21 protein-coding genes are annotated in these 22,946 nt (G+C 74.4%); 6 read left to right on the top strand and 15 right to left on the bottom strand.

Annotated features, from left to right (window positions below):
* Positions 1-111 precede the first annotated feature (111 nt).
* Positions 112-1,509 carry a CPBP family intramembrane glutamic endopeptidase gene (locus tag FZ103_RS01365; protein WP_155998161.1) on the bottom strand — a complete coding sequence of 466 codons (1,398 nt, stop codon included), beginning with the start codon at positions 1,507-1,509 and terminating at the stop codon, positions 112-114.
* A 366-nt stretch (positions 1,510-1,875) separates the two neighbouring features.
* Here FZ103_RS01365 and FZ103_RS01360 point away from each other — a divergent pair, with 366 nt between their 5' ends.
* Positions 1,876-3,021 (top strand): Mrp/NBP35 family ATP-binding protein, encoded by a 1,146-nt coding sequence (locus FZ103_RS01360; protein ID WP_155998160.1) that lies wholly within the window; start codon positions 1,876-1,878, stop codon positions 3,019-3,021.
* A 230-nt stretch (positions 3,022-3,251) separates the two neighbouring features.
* The gene (locus FZ103_RS01355) at positions 3,252-3,719 is read left to right on the top strand and encodes a nucleoside deaminase (RefSeq protein WP_155998159.1); all 468 of its coding nucleotides are present in this window, start codon (positions 3,252-3,254) and stop codon (positions 3,717-3,719) included.
* Between the two features lie 18 nt (positions 3,720-3,737).
* Here the strand turns inward: FZ103_RS01355 and FZ103_RS01350 are convergent, their stop codons facing one another.
* The 4 genes from FZ103_RS01350 to sigE form a co-directional block, all read right to left on the bottom strand.
* A complete protein-coding gene (locus FZ103_RS01350) occupies positions 3,738-5,420 on the bottom strand; it encodes a S1C family serine protease (RefSeq protein ID WP_255429686.1) in 1,683 nt (560 codons plus the stop codon).
* Between the two features lie 166 nt (positions 5,421-5,586).
* The gene (locus FZ103_RS01345) at positions 5,587-6,666 is read right to left on the bottom strand and encodes a sigma-E factor regulatory protein RseB domain-containing protein (protein ID WP_155998158.1); all 1,080 of its coding nucleotides are present in this window, start codon (positions 6,664-6,666) and stop codon (positions 5,587-5,589) included.
* Positions 6,663-7,346 carry an anti-sigma factor gene (locus FZ103_RS01340; protein ID WP_155998157.1) on the bottom strand — a complete coding sequence of 228 codons (684 nt, stop codon included), beginning with the start codon at positions 7,344-7,346 and terminating at the stop codon, positions 6,663-6,665. The genes FZ103_RS01345 and FZ103_RS01340 overlap by 4 nt, the downstream gene beginning before the upstream one ends.
* Positions 7,347-7,348: 2 nt before the next feature.
* Entirely contained in the window at positions 7,349-7,963 is a 615-nt protein-coding gene (sigE, locus tag FZ103_RS01335) for an RNA polymerase sigma factor SigE (protein ID WP_186355635.1), read from the bottom strand.
* 343 nt (positions 7,964-8,306) lie between these two features.
* Here sigE and FZ103_RS01330 point away from each other — a divergent pair, with 343 nt between their 5' ends.
* Positions 8,307-8,990 carry an O-methyltransferase gene (locus FZ103_RS01330; protein ID WP_155998156.1) on the top strand — a complete coding sequence of 228 codons (684 nt, stop codon included), beginning with the start codon at positions 8,307-8,309 and terminating at the stop codon, positions 8,988-8,990.
* A gap of 75 nt (positions 8,991-9,065) precedes the next feature.
* Here the strand turns inward: FZ103_RS01330 and FZ103_RS01325 are convergent, their stop codons facing one another.
* Positions 9,066-10,604 (bottom strand): leucyl aminopeptidase, encoded by a 1,539-nt coding sequence (locus FZ103_RS01325; protein ID WP_186355634.1) that lies wholly within the window; start codon positions 10,602-10,604, stop codon positions 9,066-9,068.
* Between the two features lie 112 nt (positions 10,605-10,716).
* Positions 10,717-10,884 (bottom strand): DUF3117 domain-containing protein, encoded by a 168-nt coding sequence (locus FZ103_RS01320; RefSeq protein WP_084722758.1) that lies wholly within the window; start codon positions 10,882-10,884, stop codon positions 10,717-10,719.
* Between the two features lie 277 nt (positions 10,885-11,161).
* Between FZ103_RS01320 and FZ103_RS01315 the strand changes: the two genes are divergently transcribed.
* Positions 11,162-12,004, top strand: a complete 843-nt coding sequence (locus tag FZ103_RS01315; protein WP_155998154.1) for an enoyl-CoA hydratase-related protein — start codon at positions 11,162-11,164, stop codon at positions 12,002-12,004.
* A 393-nt stretch (positions 12,005-12,397) separates the two neighbouring features.
* Here FZ103_RS01315 and FZ103_RS25835 read toward each other — a convergent pair whose 3' ends face one another.
* From FZ103_RS25835 to FZ103_RS25240, 4 genes are all read right to left on the bottom strand, one after another.
* Entirely contained in the window at positions 12,398-14,158 is a 1,761-nt protein-coding gene (locus FZ103_RS25835; protein ID WP_275548839.1) for a serine/threonine-protein kinase, read from the bottom strand.
* 60 nt (positions 14,159-14,218) lie between these two features.
* On the bottom strand, positions 14,219-14,794 hold the full coding sequence (locus FZ103_RS01305) for a hypothetical protein (protein WP_186355633.1): 576 nt from the start codon (positions 14,792-14,794) through the stop codon (positions 14,219-14,221).
* 364 nt (positions 14,795-15,158) lie between these two features.
* On the bottom strand, positions 15,159-15,752 hold the full coding sequence (locus FZ103_RS01300) for a DNA-3-methyladenine glycosylase I (RefSeq protein ID WP_155998153.1): 594 nt from the start codon (positions 15,750-15,752) through the stop codon (positions 15,159-15,161).
* Positions 15,749-16,435: a hypothetical protein gene (locus tag FZ103_RS25240; RefSeq protein WP_186355632.1), complete on the bottom strand. Its 687-nt coding sequence runs from the start codon at positions 16,433-16,435 to the stop codon at positions 15,749-15,751. The genes FZ103_RS01300 and FZ103_RS25240 overlap by 4 nt, the downstream gene beginning before the upstream one ends.
* 160 nt (positions 16,436-16,595) lie before the next feature.
* Between FZ103_RS25240 and FZ103_RS01290 the strand changes: the two genes are divergently transcribed.
* On the top strand, positions 16,596-16,961 hold the full coding sequence (locus tag FZ103_RS01290) for a hypothetical protein (protein WP_155998152.1): 366 nt from the start codon (positions 16,596-16,598) through the stop codon (positions 16,959-16,961).
* A gap of 80 nt (positions 16,962-17,041) precedes the next feature.
* On the opposite strand, the gene FZ103_RS01285 is transcribed toward FZ103_RS01290, so the two are convergent.
* The 3 genes from FZ103_RS01285 to FZ103_RS01275 all read right to left on the bottom strand — a co-directional run bounded on the left by FZ103_RS01285 (position 17,042) and on the right by FZ103_RS01275 (position 20,001).
* Entirely contained in the window at positions 17,042-17,863 is an 822-nt protein-coding gene (locus FZ103_RS01285; RefSeq protein WP_155998151.1) for a TIGR00730 family Rossman fold protein, read from the bottom strand.
* 91 nt (positions 17,864-17,954) lie between these two features.
* The gene (gene dapE, locus FZ103_RS01280) at positions 17,955-19,019 is read right to left on the bottom strand and encodes a succinyl-diaminopimelate desuccinylase (RefSeq protein WP_155998150.1); all 1,065 of its coding nucleotides are present in this window, start codon (positions 19,017-19,019) and stop codon (positions 17,955-17,957) included.
* Between the two features lie 145 nt (positions 19,020-19,164).
* Positions 19,165-20,001: a 2,3,4,5-tetrahydropyridine-2,6-dicarboxylate N-succinyltransferase gene (locus FZ103_RS01275; RefSeq protein ID WP_155998149.1), complete on the bottom strand. Its 837-nt coding sequence runs from the start codon at positions 19,999-20,001 to the stop codon at positions 19,165-19,167.
* A gap of 854 nt (positions 20,002-20,855) precedes the next feature.
* Here FZ103_RS01275 and FZ103_RS01270 point away from each other — a divergent pair.
* Positions 20,856-21,707, top strand: a complete 852-nt coding sequence (locus FZ103_RS01270) for a hypothetical protein (protein WP_186355631.1) — start codon at positions 20,856-20,858, stop codon at positions 21,705-21,707.
* A 119-nt stretch (positions 21,708-21,826) separates the two neighbouring features.
* Here the strand turns inward: FZ103_RS01270 and dapC are convergent, their stop codons facing one another.
* Positions 21,827-22,942, bottom strand: a complete 1,116-nt coding sequence (dapC, locus tag FZ103_RS01265; protein WP_155998584.1) for a succinyldiaminopimelate transaminase — start codon at positions 22,940-22,942, stop codon at positions 21,827-21,829.
* Positions 22,943-22,946 lie beyond the last annotated feature (4 nt).

Here is a 22,946-nt window from a genome sequence, read left to right as displayed (position 1 = left end):
GTGCCCACGGTGCGAAAACGCGCTCGGCGGGACGCGGCGGCACGTCCGTGACGGGTGTCGCCGCCCGGGACGCGGGGCGCCGGGTGCGGCCCGGCCGGCCGGCGGGACCGGTCAGCCGGGGGCCTGCCCGTCCCATCCCGGCGGCGACCAGGATCCGCCGCGGCGCGGTCCCGGCGCCGCCCACTGGGAGTCGCCGGCAGATCCGTCGGAGTACTCCGGCGGATGCTGCGAGGGCTGCTGCCGGTGCCCGGAGCCGGGGTCGGCGGCGGCGTCGTCCCAGCCCCAGTGGGCGGACCGCTCGCGCCACCTGCCGGGGTCGGGCTCGGCGGCCCACGACGGAAGCGCGGCCGGAGCCCCCGCTGCGTCCCGGTCGCGCTGGTCCTCGGGCACGGTCCGGCGCACGTCCAGGCGCCGGGCCAGCCACACCACCGCCGCGCAGTAGACGGCCACCTCGACCGCGGTGGCGAGCACCCCCTGCCACGAGCCGCCGCCCGTGCCGATCCGGTCGAGGGTGCCCTCGTAGGCGCTGATGGTGAACGCCGTGATGTTGTGCAGGACGTGCAGGCCGATCGCCGCCTCCAGCCCGCCGGTGAACCAGGTCAGCCACGCCATGGCGATGCCGAACACCGCGACGTCGACCAGTCCCCAGCCGAAGTAGCTGTGGAGCGCGGTGAACACGGTGCCGCTGATCAGGATGCCCAGCACCGGGGTGCGCAGGAACCGGGAGACCGGGCTGCCGCCGCGGGGCTCGCCGGCCCCGGCGCCCAGTGAGCCCACCGACTGCATCACGAATCCGCGCAGCGCGATCTCCTCGGCGGACGCCTGGAAGGGCACCAGCACCGCGATCAGGACGACGGCCAGCGCGAAGTCGGACCCGCCGCCGAACTCGCCGATGAACCGCGCCTCGGGCGAGGTCAGCCGCTGCAGCCCGAACAGCACGCCGAAGGAGAGCACCAGCGCGGGAACGGCCAGTGCCGCGCAGCACACCAGCCAGCGCAGTCGCAGTCGCCCCGTGACCGAGAACAGGGTGCCCGCCGGCCGCCGCTGGATCAGCCAGGCGGTGGCGATCACGATGGGCGCCATGGTGGCGATGACGACGAGCTGCATCACCACGTTGGCCAGTGGCATGCGGAAGATCTGGTCGCCGGTGCCCTGGATTCCGGAGACCACCGCGACGACCACGGCGGCCGTGGCCAGGATCAGCTGGACGAGCACGATCACCAGCACGGCGACGACCACGGCCAGCGGCGGCCTCCACCAGCGGAAGCGCTGCGTCCGCGCCAACCGGTGGTAGCGGGCTCCGGCGGGCGGACCGACGGTCCCCGCGGGGCCGCGGCGCGGGCGGGCCGGCGGCGGCCACGCCCAGGCGGCGGCGCGGTGCGCCTCGTCCCGGCTCGCCGGCGGCCACGCCCAGACCTGCTCGGACTGGTGCGCCGACCGGTCCGAGCCGATGGGCCCCTGCGGTTCAGACGACCAGGAGGAGCCGGATGGCGGCGGCGAGTTTCTCATCGTTTGCCGAGATTACTATCCGCGGTTGTATTGGCCGTGTTAAGAACGCAGCGCCACCGCGCGGCTACACCGCTCCACCTGGAAGAACTCCGGTCCCCCGCCGGTTCGGCGGCACCGCCCCGCAACCGGCGGCACGCGCGTGCTCACCCGGCGCAGCGGGTCCGCCGGCGCACACCGGCGCCGCGGGACCCCGGGGTCCCGCGGTGATTCTCCTCACCCTGCCGGCGGCCGCGCCGCCCCGTCCGGCGCCGTCCGGTCGGCGATTCCCCCGTGCGCCGGGCCGTTCGCCCACGTCGGCCACTGGTCCCGCGAATCGGCGGCGCCGGGCGGCGGGACTGCGGAGCCTTCTTGCATACCATGGGGTGCATGTCCTCCACACCCACCACCGAGCAGGTGAACGCGGCTCTGGCGACCGTCCAGGACCCCGAGATCCACCGCCCCATCACCGATCTCGACATGGTCAAGAGCGTCGAGATCGCCGAGGGCGGTGTCGTGCACGTCGGCATCTACCTCACGGTGGCCGGTTGCCCCATGAAGGGGCGGATCGAGAACGACGTCACCAACGCCGTATCCAAGGTCGAGGGCGTCACCCGGGTGACCGTCGAACTCGATGTCATGAGCGACGAACAGCGCAAGGCCCTGCAGACCAAGCTGCGCGGCGGGCAGGCCGAGAAGGAGATCCCCTTCGCCAAGCCCAGCTCGCTGACCAAGGTCTTCGCGGTGGCCTCCGGCAAAGGCGGCGTGGGCAAGTCGTCGGTGACCGTGAACCTCGCGGCGGCGATGGCCGACCTCGGGCACAAGGTCGGCGTGGTCGACGCCGACATCTACGGCCACTCGGTACCGCGGATGCTCGGCGTCTCCGGCCACCCCACCAAGGTCGAGGACATGATCCTGCCGCCCACCGCCCACGACATCAAGGTCATCTCCGTGGGCATGTTCACCCAGGGCAACCAGCCCGTCGTATGGCGCGGCCCGATGCTGCACCGCGCGCTGCAGCAGTTCCTCTCCGACGTCTTCTGGGGCGACCTCGACATCCTGCTGATGGACCTGCCGCCGGGGACCGGCGACATCGCCATCTCCGTCGCCCAGCTGCTGCCCAACGCCGAGATCCTGGTGGTGACCACGCCGCAGCAGGCGGCCGCCGAGGTCGCCGAGCGCGCCGGGGCCATCTCCGCCCAGACCCACCAGCGCGTCGCCGGGGTCATCGAGAACATGTCCTACTACGTCGCGCCCGGAAGCGAGGAGCGCACCTACCTCTTCGGCGAGGGCGGCGGCCAGGTCGTGGCCGACGGCCTGACCAAGGCCCTGGGCGCCCAGGTGCCGCTGCTGGGGCAGGTGCCGCTGGACATGCGGCTGCGCGAAGGCGGCGACGCCGGCCAGCCGCTCGTGCTCAGCGAGCCCGGCGCCGAGGTCTCGCAGATCCTGCGCGGAATCGCCGGCGACCTCGTCGGCAAACCCCGCGGCCTGTCGGGCATGCAGCTCGGTGTCACCCCGGTCGGGGGCGGCCGGTAGGGCCCACGTCCTGTTTAAGGAGCCGGACACCACAGCGGCTGCGGCAATGGGGCCGCGCTACGCGAAGCGCGCCCATTGCCGCAACCCCGATGGTGGCCGCCGCAGGGGGTAACCGGTGGGTTCCTGGATGGGGCGGCCCCGCCGTTCTCAAACACGGCCTAATCGCAAACCGACTCACCGCAGGGCCGCCGTCGCCGGCGGCGGCCCTGCCCGACACCCCGGAGGAGCCGTTGCCCGCGCCCGCAGACGCAGACCGCTTCCGGCGGTGGCTGGAGATCGCCGCCGAGGAGGCGCGGACCGGGCTCGCCGAGGGCGGCATCCCCATCGGCGCCGCCCTGATCGGCCGCGACGGCGAGGTGCTGGGGCGCGGCCGCAACCGCCGGGTGCAGGACGGCGACCCCTCCGTACACGCCGAGACGGCGGCGTTCCGCGCTGCCGGTCGGCAGCGCGGCTACACGGGCACGACGATGGTCACCACGCTCTCGCCCTGCTGGTACTGCAGCGGGCTGGTGCGCCAGTTCGGCATCTCGCGGCTGGTGGTGGGCGAGGCGCGCACGTTCGCCGGCGGACACGACTGGCTGGCCGAGCACGGCACCGAGGTCGTGGTGCTCGACGACCCGGACTGCGCGGCGATGATGGCCGGCTTCATCCGGGCCCGCCCCCGGTTGTGGCACGAGGACATCGGCGCGGAGGAGTAGCCGGTTCGCGCGCCGCGCTCAGTCGGTGGTCGAGCCCAGGGTGACGTCGGTGGTGCGGCGCTCGCCGTCGCGTTCGTAGACGACCTCCACCCGGTCGCCGGGCTTGTATCTCTCCAGTAGCCGGACCAGCGTGCCGTGGTCGGAGACGGCCCGCCCGTCGAACTCGATGATGACGTCGCCCGAACGCAGTCCCGCCTGGTCCGCGGGTCCGCCGGGCTCGACGGCCGAGCCCCCGGCCTGCTCGTCGGGGGCGATGCGCGCGCCCTGGTCGTACCCCTCGTCGAGGGCGACTCCGAGCGCGGCGCCCTCGCCCGCCGACGCGTCGGCCCCGGCCCCGGCCCCGGCCCCGCCGAGGATGTCGTCGACGACCGCCTCGACCTCGGCCGAGGGGATGGCGAACCCGAGCCCGATGCTGCCGCCCTGGCCGCCCGCGGACCCGCCGAGGGTGGCGATCGCCGTGTTGACGCCGATCACTCGGCCCTGCGCGTCCACCAGCGGACCGCCGGAGTTGCCCGGGTTGATGGCGGCGTCGGTCTGCAGGGCGTTGATGGCCGTGCCCCCGCCGGTGGCGTCCTCGCCCAGGCTCACCGGACGGTCGACGGCGCTGATGATGCCGCTGGTGACCGTCCCCGCCAGGCCGAGCGGCGCGCCGATGGCGATGACCTCGTCCCCGACGGTGACCTGGTCGGAATCGCCGAACTCCAGTGGCTGGACGTCGACGGGGTCCTCCAGGCGCAAAACGGCGAGGTCGGAGGAGGGCCGGGTGCCGACCACGCTCGCACCGCTGGTGTGGCCGTCGCTGTAGAGGACCTCCATCTCGCCCTCCCGCAGCGCCGAGGCGACGTGGTTGTTGGTGACGACGTGGTCGTTCTCGATGACGAACCCCGAGCCGTTGCCGCTCAGCGACGCGCCGGCGTCCTGGATGGAGACCACGCTGGGGCTGACCCGCTGGGCGACGCCCGCGACGGTGTCGGGGGCGCGGCTGGGCGCGTCGGAGGGCAGGTCGGTGTTGAGCCGCGGCGAGGGCTGGTCCTGCGACGGGGCCGCCTGCGCGCCGAGCGACCCGCCGAGGACGCCGCCGATGGCGGAGGAGCCGGCGGCCACGACCACGACGACGATCAGCACCGCCCACACCGGAATGCCGCGGCGCTGCCGGGGCGGGCCGGGCGGGGGGAAGCCGGGGGCGCCGTGCGGGGCGGGCCCGCCGTACCCCGGCCCGGCCGGGCCTTGGGGGCCGGGCGGCATCCCGCCGGGGACTCCCGGGCCGGGAGGCCCCGGGGCGGGAGGTCCCGCACCGGGGCCGCCGCTGTGGGCGGCGTGGCGGGGGTCGCCCGGCGCGGGGCCGCCCGCCCCGCGCGGCCCCTGGCCGGTTCCGGTCAGGGATGCCTCGGGCGCCTGCGGGGACCACGCCCCGGCCTGCGGTGCGCTGAAGAGTTCCTGCGCCCGCGGATCCGCCGCGGGCTGGAAGGGGCCGCGGGGTTCCGGGCGCGGCGGCACGTCCGCGCCGTCGTGCCACGCGGCGGGCGGGGCCTGGGGATCCTGGGGCTGCGGAGCCGCGGGGGCGGGGGCCTGCTGCTCGCCGGAAGTCGGTTGCGCGGGGTGCTGTGCGGCCTCCGGCCGCCCCTCCGCCGCGAACTGCGGGTATGACCGGCTCTGCTCCGATCCGCTGTGGGGGGTACGGGGTCCGGTGTCGTCGGTCATCCAACTCTCCGTCTGTCGCCGCCGCCCCAATCGTGGAGCAGCCCGCATAAACCGGCCGTTAGGCCATCTTGGCAGGCATCGCCAACGGCGGATCCGATGTCGTGAACGGGGGGTTGGCGGTGCGCGTCCGGTTATGCCGGACCTGTCCCGACCCTATGTTCCCGCTTCAGTCGGTGACGGCGGAGGAGAGGTGGTCGAATCCCCGGAACACCCGCGCCCAGAAGCGCGAGGGCCCGGCCTCGGGGAAGCCTTGGGCCGCCGCGTCGAGCAGCTCCCGCGGCGCCTGCCCCATCGCCGTGTAGACGAAGCCCTCCGAGTCCCACATCCGCTGCCTGCCGGCGGCGTCGGCGGCACCGTCGCGGCGGAGGACCTTCGCGGCCCTGGCCCCGGTCCCCTCCGACTCCCCGGGCAGGCGCCCGCGCTGGGCGAAGACCGAGACGACCGAGAGCCCGTCGGAGTAGGCGAGGTGGACGACGCGGCCGCTCGCGGAGTCCTTGGCCCAGGCGCGGATGAGCCGCAGATTCCAGGCGGGCCGCTCGGGGATGCTCCAGCCCTGCCGGCGCAGGCGCTCCAGTTCCGCCGGCGAGAGCTCGTCGGACCATGGGCGCGCCCGGTCCGGATACCCCTTCAGCGGCTCCGGGTCGGGGTGCACGCGCAGCTCGACCAGTTCGACGGCGTGGACGATGCGGCCGGCGGTGTCGCGGGTCTCCCGGCGCAGCGGCAGCCCGGTGCGCTCGTCGACCCACACCCGGCCGGCGACGGTGCCGTCCGCCCGGTGCGCCTCCAGCACGGCCGCCGACCGGCCGCTCATCCGCGCCGTGCCGGCGCGCGCCAGCCGGTAGTTGGCCGCCAACTGGTCCAGCAGCAGTTCGTCGGCCTTCATCAGCGGCGGCGTGCGGCCGAGCACGACCCCGCCGGCCGGGCGCCCGCGGCCGGCGTAGCGGTAGCCGGTGGCCTCGCCGGCGCGGTGCACCACGTCCACCAGGCGGGTTCGCAGGCCGCCGGGTTCGCGCCAGGTCACGGCCTGGACGCCGGCGAAGGAGACCTGGCGCACGGACTCGGCGGCGCGGCGCAGCAGCGCCGTGCCGTCGTCCTCGCCCGGTGCCGGGACCTCGTCGGCGCGGGCCGGGACCGACGCCGGTACCACGAGCAGGACCGCCAGGAACGCCGACAGCAGCAGCAGCGGAACCCGCGCCGGCGACGGCGCCGCCTTCGGGAGCGGCGTGGAGGGGTCCGCGCCGCTCACCGCGGTGCGGACGCCGGCACCGAGGTCTCGCCCACCGGGCTGACCTTGGCCGGGCCGCCTGGGGCATCGGGCGCTTGGGAGTCGGGAACGGGGACCTGGCGCGAGGTCACGGCATGTTCGATCGCGTAGTCGTCGATGGGCGGGGTGACCACCGGCGCGTCCTCGGAGTCCCCGCCGGCGACGAACGCCGTGCCGAGCGCGACGGCCAGCACCGAGACGCCCGCGACCGCGAACCGCGTGCGCTCCCACCGCGGACGCAGCACCGACAGCGGGCGGGCCGCGCGGGCGGCGCGCGGGCGCCGGGGCCGCTCCGGAGCCGGGGCGGCAGCGGGCTCGGCCACCGCCAGGGCGGAGTCGCCGCCGAAGACGCGGGGCAGACCGCCGCCGATCGGTCGGCTGGAGCCCAGGGGCGGCATGGAGCCGAATCCCCCGGCGCCGCCGGGCGGGTCCTGGGCGGGCGGTTCGGCGGGCGGGCCGCTCAGCGACGAGAGGCGCCCCAGGAAGTCGGTGGAGGGCTCAGGGGAATCCAGGCCGTGGAGCCGGCGCTTGAGGCCGCGCAGCATCTCGGCCTCGAACCGGCAGGTCTCGCAGGCGGCCAGGTGCCGCAGGACGCGGTCGCGCTCGGCGTGGCCGAGCTCGCCGTCGACCAGAGCGGACAGGCGCTCTCCCAAGTGGTCCATGTTCACTCCACCTCCCCGATGCCCGTGCCGGCGCCGTCGTGCGCACCGAAGTCGGCGGCCTCCTCGCGGGCGGCCAGGCGCCGGCGGTGCTCCAGGGCCTTGCGCAGCTGGGCGCGCCCCCGGTGGATCCTGCTGCGCACGGTGCCGAGCTTGACGCCCAGCGTGGCGGCGATCTCCTCGTAGGACAGGCCCTCGATGTCGCAGAGCACGACCGGGGCGCGAAACTCCGCGGGCAGGTCGTCGAGCGCCGCCTGGACGTCGGCGTCGAAGTGGCGGTCGTCGAACGACTGCGCGGGCGAGGGCTCGCGGCCCTGGAGGCGGTCGTCGGCGTTGTCGGAGAACCCCTCGAACCGGATGCGCGCCTTGCGCCGCGCGGTGTCGAGGAAGAGGTTGGTGGTGATGCGGTGCAGCCAGCCCTCGAAGGTGCCCGGGGTGTAGCTGGAAAGCGACCGGAACACGCGGATGAAGACTTCCTGGGTGAGGTCTTCGGCGTCGTGCTTGTTTCCGGTCAGCCGGTAGGCCAGCCGGTAGACGCGCGCCGAGTGGTCGCGTACGACCTCGTCCCAGGTCGGCGGCTCCCACTGCTCGAAGTCCACGGCAGCGTCGGAGTCTGCCACCGCCACTCCCTTCGGATAGCGTGCGCGCCCGCGGGGACGGGCGTGCCTTCCGCATCGACGCCGAGCCGGTCGTGTCCGAGGCGGCCACCGACGGTCGGATACGAAAAAGTCCCTACCAGTTTGCAACACCGCGACGGGGCGATTAAGTTCCCGGAGCCGCGAACACGCCTTGGGCGCTCCCGGCAGGCTAGTCTGTGCTCTGGACCCGGTCCACGAGTGAGCACACCGGCACTCAGGGTGACCACCCGGGCGCCCGGCGCGTTCCGGGCTCCGCCACAGCCGGCGCATTGCCGCGTCCCGCCATCCGGCCCGGCCCCGCGTCGGGGCCGCGCGGCCACGGCACATGTCAGTCACACGCGGGGAGGCCGCCATCGCCAGCCGAGACGACACACTGGCCCACACGCTCGCCCACATCGAGCAGTACGCCGTCGAGGACGCCACGCTCACCTCGGCGCGCGAGACCGGGCAGCGGGCCGAGTCCTCGCCCATCAGCGCCGCCGGCGGGGCTGCGCTGCGCTTCCTGGCCGCCTCGATCGGCGCCCGCGCGGTGGTCGAGGTGGGCACCGGGTGCGGCAGTTCGGGGATCTGGCTGCTGCGCGGTATGCGCGAGGAGTCCGTGCTGACCAGCGTCGACATCGAGCCCGAGTACCAGGAGCTGGCGCGGGCGGCCTACCGCCGCGCCGGGTTCCCGGCCAACCGCGTGCGGCTGATCCTGGGCCGCGGCCTGCAGGTGCTGCCGCGCCTGACCGACGGCGCCTACGACATGGTCTTCGTCGACGCCGAGACCGCCTCCTATCCCGCTTACCTCACCGAGGCGCTGCGTCTGCTGCGCGGCGGCGGGATCGTGGTCTTCAACAACGCCCTGGAAGCCGCCACCAGCTCCGACGGACCGCTCAGCGCTCCGGATCCGGGCACGGCGGCGGTGCGCGAGGTCGCCCGCCTGGTCCGTGACCACGACGACCTCATCCCGCTGCTGCTGCCCATAGGCGAGGGCCTCCTCGCGGCGATCCGCGAAGAGGCCCCCTGAGGCCGACCCGCTCTATGCAAACGATCGTGTACCTGCGGACACCTGTGACCGCGCACAGTGACCGCAGGTGCAAGATCACCGACGGGCGCCGAGCCCGGCCGCGGGTTTCTCGCCGGTCAGCCAGCGCAGCAGCAGCCGGGTGGAGAATCCGGTGCCGCCCTTGGTCAGCACGCCCTCGTCTGCACTGGAGCGGCCGGGACCGGCCACGTCCAGGTGGGCCCAGGGCAGCCCGCCGGTGAACTCACGCAGGAACAGCGCCGCCTCGGCGGCGCCGGGCCGCCCGTAGCCGCCGTCGCCGATGTTGGCCAGATCGGCCACCCGGGAGTCCAGGAGGACCCGGTACTCCTCGGTCAGCGGCAGCCGCCACACCGGCTCACCCGACTCCTCGCCCGCCGCGCCCAGCGCCGCGGCAAGGGCGTCGTCGCTGCTGAAGAGGGCGCCCGTGCCGGTACCCAGCGCCACCTTCGCCGCACCGGTGAGGGTGGCGACGTCGACGAGCGCGTCGGGGGCGAGCTCGGCCACGGCGTAGCCGAACGCGTCGGCCATGACCAGCCGGCCCTCGGCGTCGGTGTTGAGCACCTCGATCGTGCGCCCGTCGTAGGCGGTGATCACGTCGCCGGGCCGCTGCGCCGAACCGGAGAACGCGTTCTCGGCGATGGGGAGCAGGCCGGTGACGGCCACCTGCGACCCGAGTCCGCCCAGCGCCGACATCACGGCCAGCACCGCCGCCGCGCCGCTCATGTCGGTCTTCATCAGCTTCATGTTGTCGTTGGGTTTCAGCGACAACCCGCCGGTGTCGAAGGTGATGCCCTTGCCGACCAGCACGATGTGGGCCGCCGGGTTCTCGGGCCGGTAGTCCAGCCGCACCAGGCGCGGCGGGCGGTCCGATCCGGCTCCGACGGCGAGGATGGCGCGAAAGCCCGCGCGCCGCAGCGCGTCCTCGTCCCAGACCTCGAAGGCCAGTCCGGCGCTGGAGGCGGTCTCCTGGGCGCGCGCGGCCAGCCACGCCGGGTCCTTCTCGGCCGAGGGCGTGTTGATCAGGTCGCGGGCCAGCCCGGTGGCCCGGGCCAGCGCCGAACCGCGGCCGACCGCCGCGGCGGCGGGCCCGGACGCCGCGCCGACCAGCTCCAGCGCCTCCAGCGGGGGCGCCCCCTTGGCCGCCGAGGCCAGGGTGAACCGGTAGGAGGCCAGCAGCGCCCCTTCGGTGAACGCCGCCAACCCCGCACCGCCGTCTTGGCGGGCGGCGTCCAGCGCGGCGACGGTGGTGGCCGCGGTGGCGTGCCCCTTCGCGGCCCGAGCCAGGGCCGCACCGGCCGCGCGGAGATCGGCGGGTGCCGCCTCGCCGACCCCGAGCAGTACGACACGCACCAGGCCCGAGCCCAGGTCTGCGGGGAACTGCGCGATCTCACCGGGTTTTCCGGTCAGTTCGTAATGCGCGATCAGAGCTGCGACCGAGGCCGGCAGCCGCGCGTCCAGGTCCGCGGGGTCGAGGCCCGCGCCTTCGGTGACCGCGGTCGGCGCCTGGCCGCCGCGGAGGACGGGGATCGCCACCAGGTCGGCGGCGGAGTCGATCAGGGTGCCCGGAACCGGGCGGATCTCCGTAGCGATCGGCACGGATGCTCGCAATCGTGGGATGGGATCTCGGTGGTGCCGCGGCCCGCTGCCCCGAGGTGGCTGCGGCACGACGGCGGCTGTCGGGGCGGCCGCCGAGTAGGTATCCGGCGGATCAGCCGACGACGCCGTCGAGGGCCTCCTTGAGCTCGGCGGCCTCGTCCGGCGTGAGCTCGACGACGAGCCGTCCGCCGCCCTCCAGCGGGACCCGCATGATGATGCCGCGGCCCTCCTTGGTGACCTCCATCGGACCATCACCGGTCCTCGGCTTCATCGCCGCCATGTGCGTATCCCCTTTCCTAGGAAGACTGCAGTGAATGGGCCGCTCCGGCGGAGATGCCCCTGCCTCGGGGCGGCCGGTCCGGGGTCGCGCCGCATCCGCGTGACTCAGGGAACGAATCACTGTTCTGCCATTATCTCGGTTTTGGGAACCGATTGGGAACGATCGGACAGTGCCGGGACCGTCGGCCCCGAAGAATCCGAACAGTAAGGTTATAGCCGCATCGCACTTTCGCGGTCTCGGGGACCGCGCCAGCAGCCGACGAGATCGGGAGATCCGCTTGTCCGAGCCAGAGACCGCAGGCACCGCCGGCAACGAAGCAGGTAACCAAGGCGGCGGCGATGAAGCTGTCGGCTACGAACTCGCCGACGGCGTCGCCACGATCCGGCTGAACCGCCCCGAGGCGATGAACTCGCTGACGGTGCAGACCAAGGAGTCCCTGCTGGCCGCCATCGAGCGCGCCAAGAACGACACCGGTGCCCGCTCGGTGCTGCTGACCGGCAGCGGCAAGGCGTTCTGCGCCGGGCAGGACCTGCGCGAGCACGCCGAGAACCTCAACGAGGGCCGCGGGCTCAACGGCACCGTCCGCGACCATTACAACCCGATCGTCCTGGGCCTGGCACGGATGCCCAAGCCGGTCGTGGCGGCGGTCAACGGCGCGGCGGCGGGCGCGGGCGCGTCGCTGGCCTTCGCCTGCGACCTGCGCATCGCCGCCGAGCGCGCGTCGTTCCTCATGGCCTTCGCCAACGTCGGGCTGGGGTCGGACTCCGGTGCGTCGTGGACGCTGCCGCGCCTGGTCGGCCACGCCCGCGCGATGGAGATGCTGATGCTGGCCGAGCCCGTGCCGGCGGCGCGCGCCCTGGAGATCGGCCTGGTCAGCAAGGTGGTACCGGACGACGAACTGGAGACCGCCGCCCGCGAGCTGGCCGTGCGCCTGGCCGACGGCCCGACCGTGGCCTACGCGACCATCAAGGCCGAGCTGACGTTCGGCTCCGGCCTGGACCTGGCCAACGCTTTGGAGATGGAGGCCAGCCTCCAGGACCAGTGCGCCGAGACGCGCGACCACCTCAATGCCACGCTGGCCTTCCTGAACAAGGAGAAGCCGGACTTCGAAGGGCATTAGGCCGTATCTAAGCGCGGCTGGGGCGCCGCCTCCCAGGAACCCACCGGGAACCGCAGGGAACCCGCCACCACCGAGTTGCGGCAATGGGCGCGGTTCGCGTAGCGCGAGCGCAGCTTGCCGCCGAGCGCACGCAGCTCGTCCGAGGTGGAGCCGCACCACCGGTGGCACGGCGCCAGCGCAAGGGTGCACCATGCACTCGGCGGCATTGATTTGAGCACGTGACGCGCAGCGTCTCAGCCGGGTGGCGGTGGGCTGGCGGGTGGGCGCACAGCGCCTCGCGCATTCCAACCCCATCGCCGCAACCTCTGTGCCGACTTCTTGCACAGGATGTAGGCGGCGCCGACGCTGGGGCGGGGTGGGGCACACTCGACCGGCGGGGACACAGGCAGCGGTTCAAGCCACGATCGCGATGATGACGACCACCACCACGATCACCACCAGGATCGAGGCGCCCGCGACGACGGCGATGATCGGGCCTGTCCCGCCGCCCGAGGACGTGTTCGGCGCGGAGCCGCCGGGGGCGTAGGGCGCCCCGGGCCCCGCCTGCGGCGCCCCGCCGCCGGGGCCGTAGGGCGACGGCGGCCGCGGGCCGGATCCCGCCGGTCCCGGACCGTAGGGCGCCTGGGGACCCGAGGGTGCGGGCGGCGGCGTGCCGGGGCCCGTCGGGAAGGGGTGCTGCGGACCCGAGCCCGGCGCGCCGGGGCCCGGCGCAGGAGGCGCCTGCGGCCCCGATGCGGGCGCTGAGGGCCCTTGCGGCATCGGGGGCTGCCCGCCGCTCGGCCCGGGGCCCGGGCCGTAGGCGGGCCGCGGTCCCGACGGCGGTGCACCCGGTCCGGCGGCCTGCGGAGGCTGGGGACCCGTCCCCGGTGCGGCCGGCGGCCGCCCGTGGGCATGCTGGGCGCCGGTCGGCGGCATGCCGGGCCCCGGATGGGGCTGCTGCGGGCCCGACACCCCGCCGGGATGCGGCGCCGCGGCCCCGGTGCCCGGCGCCTGCCACTCGCCGCCGGGCCGGGCATACCCCTGCTGGGCGCCGGTGCCGCCGGGCGCGGCCGGCGGCGGGGTCTGCGGTCCGCTCGGCGCAGCGGGAGCACTCGGCGCGCGGTGGGGGCCGGTGCCCGCCGGCGGCGGGGTGGGCGGGAACGAGCGGAACAGGCCCTCGCCGCCCTCGCCGACCGCGTCGCCGACACCCGGAGGCAGGCTCTCGCGCAGCTCGGCCGCGGTGCGGTCGCGCGCCTCGGGCGCCGCTGCGGCGACGGCTCCGGCCGCCAGCGTGTGGATGGGCAGCGGCCCCTGCTCGCTCGGGGCCTCGGGCTCCGCGGCGGCCGCGGCGGCGGGATCGGCCATGGCCACACCGAGGACGCCCATCAGGGTCTCGGCCGCCGTGGGCCGCTCCGTGGGGTCCTTGGCCAGGCAGCGCTCGGCGATCTCGCGCAGGCGCCCGTCCAGGGCGCCCAGCTCCGGCGGCTCGTTGGTGACGTTGTACAGCACCTCGTGCAGGGAGTCCTGCCCGAACGGACTCCGCCCGTTGGCCGCGAAGACCATGGTGGAGCCCCAGGAGAACAGGTCGACCGCGGGCCCCAGCGCCTCGCCGGCGATCTGCTCGGGCGCCATGTAGGCGGGCGTCCCGGCGATCTGGCTGGTGAGGATGGCCGTGCCCTCCAGCGCGCGGGCGATGCCGAAGTCGATGACGCGGGGGCCGTCCGGGCCGATGAGGACGTTGCCCGGCTTGAAGTCGCGGTGCACGATCCCGGCCTGGTGGATGGCGGCGAGGGCCGTGAGCGTGCCCACGGCCAGCCGCTCCAGGGAGGCTCCTCTCAGCGGGCCGTCCCTGAGCACCACCTCGCGCAGGGTGGGGCCCTCGATGTACTCGCTGACGACGTAAGGGGGATCGGCGTCGATGTCGGCGGCCAGCACCTGGGCGGTGCAGAAGCGCGCGACCCGCCTGGCCGTCTCGATCTCCTCGGCGAGCTGGCGGCGCAGGCCGGCGGCGTCGATGCCGTCGGAGTGCAGGGTCTTGACCGCCACGGGCGCGCCGTCGGAGTCGTCGCGTCCGAGGTAGACCACACCCTGGCCGCCCTGCCCCAGGCGCGCGGTCAGCGTGTAGCCGCCCAGGCTCCTGGGGTCGTCGTCGGTCAGGGGCCGGGTACCGGTCATCTTCCCTCCACGGGCCGTGTTCCGCGAGCGGCGGGCGCGCGGACGCCAGCGGCGCCCACCCTAACGGAGAGTCCCGGTGGAGGTCATCGGGACGCCGTTGTGGGAGACGGCGCTCCACCGGGCCTGCAGCGTACCGGCGGAGTCGCCGCCGACCAGGACGAGCTGAGACTCGTCCACGCAGCGCTCCTGGGGGTCATAGGTCTCGACGTAGTCGAAGGAGAGGCGGTCGCCGGTGCGCTCGGTCAGGGTCAGGCTGCCGCGGCAGTCGAGCGTGTACCACTCCGAGACCCCGCGCTCCGCGCCCTCCTCCAGCTTCACCTCGGCGCCCCAGTCGACGACGTGCTCGCCCTCCTCGTTGACCTGGCTCATCTCGCCGCGCCAGGTTCCGGCGTAGGACTCGGGAACGGTCGAGCCGCCGGCCGCCGAGCCGCCGCCCTGCAGCACCCACACGGCCGCCGTGCCCAGCCCCGAGCCCAGCACGAACACCGTCGCGATTCCGGCGATCATGCTTCTGCGGCGCTTGGCGCTGTGCCGCGTCGAGCGCGGCGGCGGCCACAGCGACAGCTGCCGCACGGGCGAGCCGCCCTGCGAGCCGGCGCCGCCCTTGGGCGCGGTGGCGCCGGGTAGGCCGCTCACCGGGGACTCCGGCGCTGTGCCCGGACGCGGGCGTTGGCTGTGATCATGGCGTTGACCTCCAAGGCGAACAGGCGCGGGTGTCCGCTCGCGCTTCAGCGACAGAGAATAAGTCACGCATTCCGCGACCGCCCCCGACAAAAAGTGATGAGGCGCACATAAGGGTCCCGTCGGCCGTGTGTCCGCGGCCGCCCGGCAGAGCGGGGCGCGAAGTGGCGATGGGAGAGGGGCCGCGGCGCCGGTCGCCCGCGAGGGGCGATCGCGCGGCCGGTCGGACGCGGGTCGGCGTCGGGCCGCGGCGCCGTCGTCCCGCCTTCGTCTGGAGCCTACAACGACCGGCCCCGTGGTGAATGCCGCAACGTCGCCGTCAGGCCGGCCGGGCCTCACGAGCGCGGCGGAAGCACCCGCTGAGGTGGTCATCGACGACGCCGGCGGCCTGCATGGCGGCGTAGGCGGTGGTTGGGCCGACGAACGTGAAGCCGTGCCGTTTGAGCGCCTTGGCCAGCGCGGCGCTTTCGGGTGTGGAGGCCGGGACGTCGGTGACGCGCTCGGGCACCCGGTGGTGTTCGGGCCGGTGCTGCCACACGAGGGCGGCCAGGCCGCCGGGCAGGTCCAGCGCGGCGCGCGCGTTGCGGATCACGGCCTCGATCTTGGGCCTGCTGCGGATCAGGCGCGCGTCACCCAGCAGCCGCTCGACGTCGTCCGCGCCGTAGCCGGCGACGACCGCGGGGGTGAACCCGGCGAAGGCCTCGCGCAGGGCGGGCCGCTTGCGCAGCACGGTCAGCCACGACAGTCCCGCCTGGAAGCCCTCCAGGCAGATCCGCTCGAACATGGCGTCGTCGTGGGTGATCGCCAGGCCCCACTCGGTGTCGTGGTAGTGCCGCAGCTCCTCGCCCGCCAGGGCCCAATGGCACCGAGGCCGGCCGTCTGGGCCCGGTCGCGCCGCCTCGGCGTCGTTCATCGCGCGCCCTGCCGGTGCCCGGCGGCCGCGGACTCCCGGCCGGAGTCGGCGGAGTCCGCGCCGGCGGCGGGGTCGGACTCGCCGTCGGCGTCGTCGGAGGAGCCGGAGGGCTTGCCGGCGGAGCCGCCGGCGGACCGGTCGTTCTCGGCGGCCGTGTCCCCCGGCTTGTCGGCGCCGGTTCCACCGGTGGCGGCGGGCCTGGACCCGGACCCGCCGCGCGGCCGGTCGGCGGCACGCGGGGTGCCCGGCGACGCGGCGCCGCGGGTGTGGGCGCCGGTGCGGACGGGAGCGGCGGCGCCCGCCGAACCCGCCGGGTCGGCCGATGCGGCGCCCTGGGGGCCGGAGGAGGCGGCGGTGCCCGGCGACGCGGGCGGGACGGCCTGCCCGGCCTCGGCCAGGCGCCGCTCCAGGTCGGCGATCCGCGCGTCGCGCTCCGAAAGCGCACCGACCACCCGGCGCAGCACGTCGTCGACGGCGCGCACGTGGTAGCCCCACAGCGACAGCGGCAGCAGCACCCGGCTGACGTCGGATCCGGACAGCGGGCGGTCGGCGGGGAGGTCCAAGGGCGGGTGGTCGGCCTCGAAGCGCGCCAGCTCACCGCCCTTGCCCATGACCGCGAAAGCCACGCCGGCGAGTACGGCCCCCGCGGCGAGAGCGATCAGGACGATGATGATCGGAGACATTAGGCTCAATGGTGCCACAGCCCCGAGGGCGGGCAGCCGCCCCCGAGCCCGGCGACACGCCGGGTCCGGGATCGGCGCTCGGGGCTCCGCGCCCCCGCCGTCCCGGCGGGGGTGGTGGCCGCAGCGCAGCGCGACGGACACGGGCGATCGGGGGCTGGCGATGGCGCCGGACGGCGGCGGGGACTACCGCGTGGTGGCGTCCGAAGCCGCCGTGGAGGACGCGGAGGACCTGGGCCACCGGCCCGACCCGGAGCGCGTGCGCGAGCTGGCCGCGCACGGCCGCACGGTGCTGGTCCGCTGCGCACCGCCCGGTGGCGCCGGCTCAGCGGGCGGCCGGGAGCAGGGCCGGGGCGCGCGGGGCGCCGCCGCGGAGGCCGCGGAGGTGGCGCTGGCGTCGGTCTACGCCTGGGCGGGTGCGCGGGTGTTCGCGACGGACCACCCCGAAGCCGTTCGCCAGGCCCTCGACATGGTCGCCTCGGTCCGGGGCCGCCGCCCGCCCGCGGTGGCGCGCCGCGGCCTGGTCTGACCGGTATTCCGGCGTGCCGGGGCGCGCGCCGGGGAGCGCGGGGGTTCGGCGAGGAACCCGCGGACCCCCGGGGCACTGCTTCAGTACGAGGAGTCCGAGGCCCGCTGGGCGGCGTGCAGTTCGGCGGCCTCGTCGGCCACCTGCTCGGACTCGAACTCGCGCCGGGCGAGGTCGACGTGGGACTTGCGGATGATGTCGACGACCTCGTCGGCGTCGTCGGTCACATACATCAGGTCCGGGTCCCCCGGGGAGATGGTGCCCTCTTCCAGCAGGGTGCCGTGGATCCAGTCGCGCAGTCCCGACCAGAACCTCGAACCGACGAGCACCACCGGGAACCGGGTGACCTTGCCGGTCTGCACCAGGGTGATGGACTCGAACAGCTCGTCGAGCGTGCCGAAGCCCCCCGGCAGCACCACGAACGCCTGCGAGTACTTCACGAACATGGTCTTGCGCACGAAGAAGTACCGGAACGTGACGCCGATGTCGATGAAGTCGTTGAGGCTCTGCTCGAACGGCAGCTCGATACCGAGCCCGATCGAGGTGCCCCCCGCCTCCTGCGCGCCGCGGTTGGCCGCCTCCATCACTCCCGGCCCGCCGCCGGTGATGACGGCGTAGCCGGCCGAGGCCAGCTTGGTTCCGATCTCCTGGCCCAGCTCGTAGTAGGGGGTGTCGGGCTTGGTCCGCGCCGATCCGAAGACGCTGACCGCGTGGCCGACCTCGGAGAGCAGGCCGAAGCCCTCGACGAACTCGGACTGGATGCGCAGCACCCGCCAGGGGTCGGTATGCACCCAGTCGGCCGGTCCGCGGCGGTCGAGGAGGCGCTGGTCGGTCGTCGTTTCCGGTATCGCGTCACCGCGATAGGTGAGTGGTCCGGCGCTGCGGATCTTGCGAGATTGCGTCATGTGGCAACGCTATCCGGATTCCCGGCACGCCATGCTGAATCCCAGGCCACACCCGGGCGACCGGAAGCGGACGCCGCCGGGCGGCGGCCGGTCACGCGTTCCCGGTAAGCCAGGCGGCCATCCGCGCCTCGGCCTCGGCGACGGCCTCCAGCGACACCGACTCCTCACGAGTGTGGGCCAGCGTGGGTTCTCCCGGGCCGTAGTTGACCGCCGGCACCCCCAGCTCCGACATCCGCGCGACGTCGGTCCAGCCGAGCTTGGCGCGGACCTCTCCGGCTCCCACGGCCGCGACGAACTCGGCGGCGGCGGGGTCGTCCAGCCCGGGGCGGGCGGGCGGCGCGGAGTCGGTCACCCGCACGTCGAAGCCCTCGAAAAGCTCGCGCAGGTGCTGTTCGGCGTCCACCGAGGTGATGTCGGGCGCGAACCGGTAGTTCACCGTAACCGTGCACTCGTCGGGGATGACGTTGCCGGCCACGCCGCCGGAGACGAAGACGGCGTTGAGGCCCTCGCGGTACTCCAGGCCGTCGACCACGGGCCGGCGCGGGGTGTACTCGCGCAGCACATCCAGGATCCGCCCGGCGCCGTGGATCGCGTTGCTGCCCATCCACGAGCGGGCGCTGTGCGCGCGCTCGCCGCGGGCGATGACCTCCACGCGCATGGTCCCCTGGCAGCCGCCTTCGATGACGCCGCCGGTGGGCTCCAGCAGCACCGCGAAGTCGCCCCACAGCCGCTCCGGGCCGGTGCGGGCCAGCCGGCGCAGCCCGTTGCGCTCGGCGTCGACCTCCTCGCAGTCGTAGAAGACGTAGGTGACGTCGTGCACCGGCTCGGGCACCGAGGCGGCGAGCTTGAGCTGCACCGCGACCCCGCTCTTCATGTCGGTGGAGCCGCAGCCGTACAGGCGCCCGTCCGCTGTGCGGGAGGGGACGTTGCCGACGATGGGCACGGTGTCGATGTGCCCGGCGAGCACGACCCGGCTCCGGCGCCCCAGGTCGGTGCGGGCGACGACCGCGTCGCCGTCGCGCTCGACGGCCAGGTGCGGCAGTCGGCGCAGTGCCTGCTCGATGGCGTCGGCGAGGGGGCGCTCACCCCCGCTGACGGACTCGATGTCGACGAGTTCGGCCGTCAGCGTGCGGACGTCGGCGGTCAGATCCAGCATGTCGGCTGCTTTCGGTTCGGCTTGGATGCGCCCGGCCCGCGCGTGTTTTCCGCAGGCCTTCGGGGCGCTTTGAGGCGCCGTCTTCCCTCCGGCCCGCACGTGTTTTCCGCGGGCAGGAGGGGTGCGGACCGGGCGTGCGGTGCGCTCAGGCGTTGACGCCATGCTCCCGCAGCAGCTCGTTCAGCGCGAGCTTGTCGTGCTCCTGGCCGGCCTCCAGGCGCTTGAGCACGAGCAGGCACGGCATGCCGAAGTCGCCGCCGGGGAAGCTCTTGACCCGGTTCGCGGTCACGCACACCGACCACGCGGGAGCCTCGCCGCGCGGCAGCTCCTCGCCGGATTCGGCGTCGAACACGCGGGTGGAGGAGGTCAGGATCGTCCCGGCGCCGAGCTTGGCGCCGCGGCGCACCCGGGCGCCCTCGACGACCATGCTGCGCGAGCCCAGGAAGGCGTCGTCCTCGATAACGACGGGCGAGGCCTGCGGAGGCTCCAGCACGCCGCCGACACCCACGCCGCCGGAGAGGTGCACGTTCTCGCCGACCTGTGCACACGAGCCGACGGTGGCCCAGGTGTCGACCATGGTCCCCGAGCCGACCCAGGCGCCGAAGTTGGTGAAGGAGGGCATGAGCACCACGCCGGGGGCCAGGTAGGAGCCCCAGCGGGCGATCGCGCCGGGCACCACGCGCACGCCCTCCAGGCGGGTCTTGAGCGGGATGCGGTCGTGGTAGTGGAAGTCGCCCACGACCGCCTCCTGCATCCCCAGGACGCGGAAGCTCAGCAGGATGGCGCGCTTGGCCCGTTCGTCGACGACCACCTCGTCGGTGGCCTCGTCGACGAAGGCGACCCGGGCCTTGCCGGTGTCCAGCTCGTCGACGGCGCCCACGATCGCGTCGCGGGCCTGGGTGTGGTCGGGGGTCAGTTCGGATCGGCGCTCCCAGAGGGCGTCGAGCTCCTCGGGAAGCGGGCTGGTGAACGCGGTGGTCATGGGCACGGAGCCTACCGGTGGCCGCCGCACGCCCCAACCCGGCGCACGCGGGGCCGACCGCACCACGGGGAAATCGCCCGCCACCCGGCCGTGCCGGTGCGACTACCGAAAGTGACGAATCGGGTGCCGGTCCCGCCTGTGTCTTCCCGCGGTCGTGCGGGGCGCTTGGAAGCGCCGCCTTCCTTCCTCGCTTAGGTCGTGTTCGAAAACGCCGGGGGCGCGGCTTTCCAGGAACCCACCGGGAACCGCAGGGAAGCCGCCACCACCGAGTTGCGGCAATGGGCGCGCCTCGCGAAGCGCGGACGCAGCTTGCCGCCGAGCGCACGCGGTTCTTCCCAGGTGGAGCCGCACCACCGGTGGCGGGCCTCCGGCACAAAGGAGCACCGTGCGCTCGGCGGCAAGCCGGCTCTGAACAGGTACGTGGCGCGAAGCGCCTCCGTTGGGGCGGTGGTGGGTGACGGGCGGGCGCTCCGCGCAACCCAGCCCCATTGCCGCAACCTCCTGTGGTGACCGACGCGCCGCCCACCCGCTCAGGGCCTCGCTCCCTCGCTCGTCAGTCCAGACGGCGCCGCGCCCCTCCGGCCCGCACTGTGTTCTCCGCGGGCCTTCGGGGCGCTTCGACACGCCGCCTTCCCTCCTCACTCGGTCGCTCGTTCCTCGCTCCCTCGCTCGTCAGTCCAGACGGCGCCGCGCCCCTCCGGCCCGCTCGGGTGTTCCCTTACCATGCGTTAGGACCCCCGCCCCGAGGCGCGGCGCTGCGCTGTGCCTGCTCTCCTGCGGCGCACGGGGGCCGATCCTGCCAACCGAGGCGCGCGGCCGCGCTGCCGCACGTCCCCGACCCCTACGGTCTGCCTGTGCCTGGAAAGCTCCGAAGAGTCTCCGCATTCTTCAAGATCCTCATCGCGCTGACAGTGGTCTGCGGCGCGCTCGTCGCCGGCGGCTACTACGTGATGTCCTCGGTGCAGCCGCTGGAGGTGGCCGACCCCGAGCCCACCGAGGCCTGCACCTACACCGCCGACGGCGAGGCCGACACCCTCGACCCCGCCCAGGCGGCCAACGCCGCGACCATCAGCGGTGTGGCCTTCCAGCGGAACCTGCCCCGCGAGGCGGTGGTGATCGCCTTCGCCACGGTGTGGCAGGAGTCGAAGTTCTACAACATCGAGTACGGCGACCGGGACTCGGTCGGGCTGTTCCAGCAGCGGCCCTCGCAGGAGTGGGGCGAGCCCGACCAGCTCATGGACCCCGTCTACGCCACCGGGGCCTTCTACGACCGGCTGACCGACATCGAGGGCTACACCGACATGCCGGTGTACGAGGCGGCCCAGGCCGTGCAGCGCAGCGCCGACGGCTTCGCCTACGACCAGCACGAGCAGGTGTCGCGGGTGATGGCGGAGGCCTTCACCGGCGCCGCGGGGCCCACCGTCTCGTGCGTGCTGCCCGACGGGGTCGGCAAGGCCGACCTCGACGCGGCGCGCGCGGAGATGGCCCGCGTCTTCGGGGCCGACCCGGGCTCGCTGCCGCCCGGCGGCGCATACGAGACCGGCGACCTGGGCTGGGCCATGGCCCAGTGGGCGGTCGCCAGCGCCAAGGAGTACGGCATCAGCTCGGTGACCTACCAGGACCAGCGCTGGCGCGCCGATGCGGGACAGAAGGGCTGGCAGACGGTGCCCGACGCCGCGCCCCGCGGCGAGATCCTGCTGTCCTGACCTCCCCTCCCAACCTCCCCTCCCACAGCTGCCACGGTTGCGCTGATCTTGTACCCGTGGTCACTTGTGTTCGCTAACAATGACCACAGGTACAACGCCGTGGTTGGGGAAGAGGCGAATCAGGACAGGGCGCTCAGGCGCTTGACCGCCGCGGCGACCCGCTCGTCGGCGGCGGTGAAGGCCACGCGCACGTGCCCGGCCCCTGCCGGGCCGTAGAAGTCGCCGGGCGCCACGAGGATCCCGTGTTCGGCGAGCAGGGCCACCGAGCCCCAGGCGTCGCGGTCGGGATGGGCGGCCCACAGGTACAGCCCCGCCTCGGAGTGGGTGATCCGCCAACCGGCGGCCTCGAAGGCGCTGCGCAGCGCCGTGCGCCGGGCGGAGTAGCGGGCCTTCTGCTCGCGGGCGTGGTCGTCGTCCTCCAGCGCGGCGCGCATGGCGGCCTGCACGGGTCCGGGCATGATCATGCCGGCGTGCTTGCGCACCTCCAGCAGCTCGTCGATGAGCGCCTGGTCGCCGGCCGCGAAGGCGGCCCGGTAGCCGGCGAGGTTGGAGCGCTTGGACAGCGAGTGCAGGGCGAGGATCCCGTCGTGGGATCCCCCGCAGACGTCGGGGTGCAGCACCGACACGGGTTCGATGCCCTCCCAGCCCAGACCGATGTAGCACTCGTCGGAGGCCACGATCGCGCCGCGTTCGCGCGCCCACGAGACCACCTTGCGCAGGTGCTCGGCGCCAAGCACGCGGCCTGTCGGGTTGGCCGGGGAGTTGATCCACACCAGCCGCACGGGCGCCGGGCCCAGCGCGGTGAGCCCGTCGGAGGCGGCGGGCTCGGCACCGGCCAGGCGGACGCCGATGTCGTAGGTGGGGTAGGCGAGCTCGGGGTAGACCACGGTGTCGCCGGGGCCCAGCCCCAGCAGGGTGGGCAGCCAGGCGACGAACTCCTTGGAGCCGAGCGAGGGCAGCACGGCGGCGGGTTCCACCTGGACGCCGTGGCAGCGCGCCAGCCAGTCGGCGGCGGCGGCGCGCAGCTCGGGGGTGCCGTAGGTGGCGGGGTAGCCGGGGCTGTCCGACGCCGCGGCCAGGGCTTGGCGCACGGTCTCGGGCACGGGGTCCACGGGGGTGCCCACCGACAGGTCCACGGCGCCCTCGGGGTGGGCGGCGGCGGTCGCCTTGTGGGGGGCCAGGCGGTCCCACGGGAAGCTCGGGAGCCGGTCTCCAACGCGCCTGCGGTCGGCCATCGCG

It is taken from the genome of Streptomonospora sp. PA3, assembly GCF_009728995.1.
Taxonomy (GTDB): Bacteria; Actinomycetota; Actinomycetes; order Streptosporangiales; family Streptosporangiaceae; genus Streptomonospora.
Note: the sequence above shows the minus strand (reverse complement) of the source record. Positions and strands in the feature narration are given on the sequence as shown.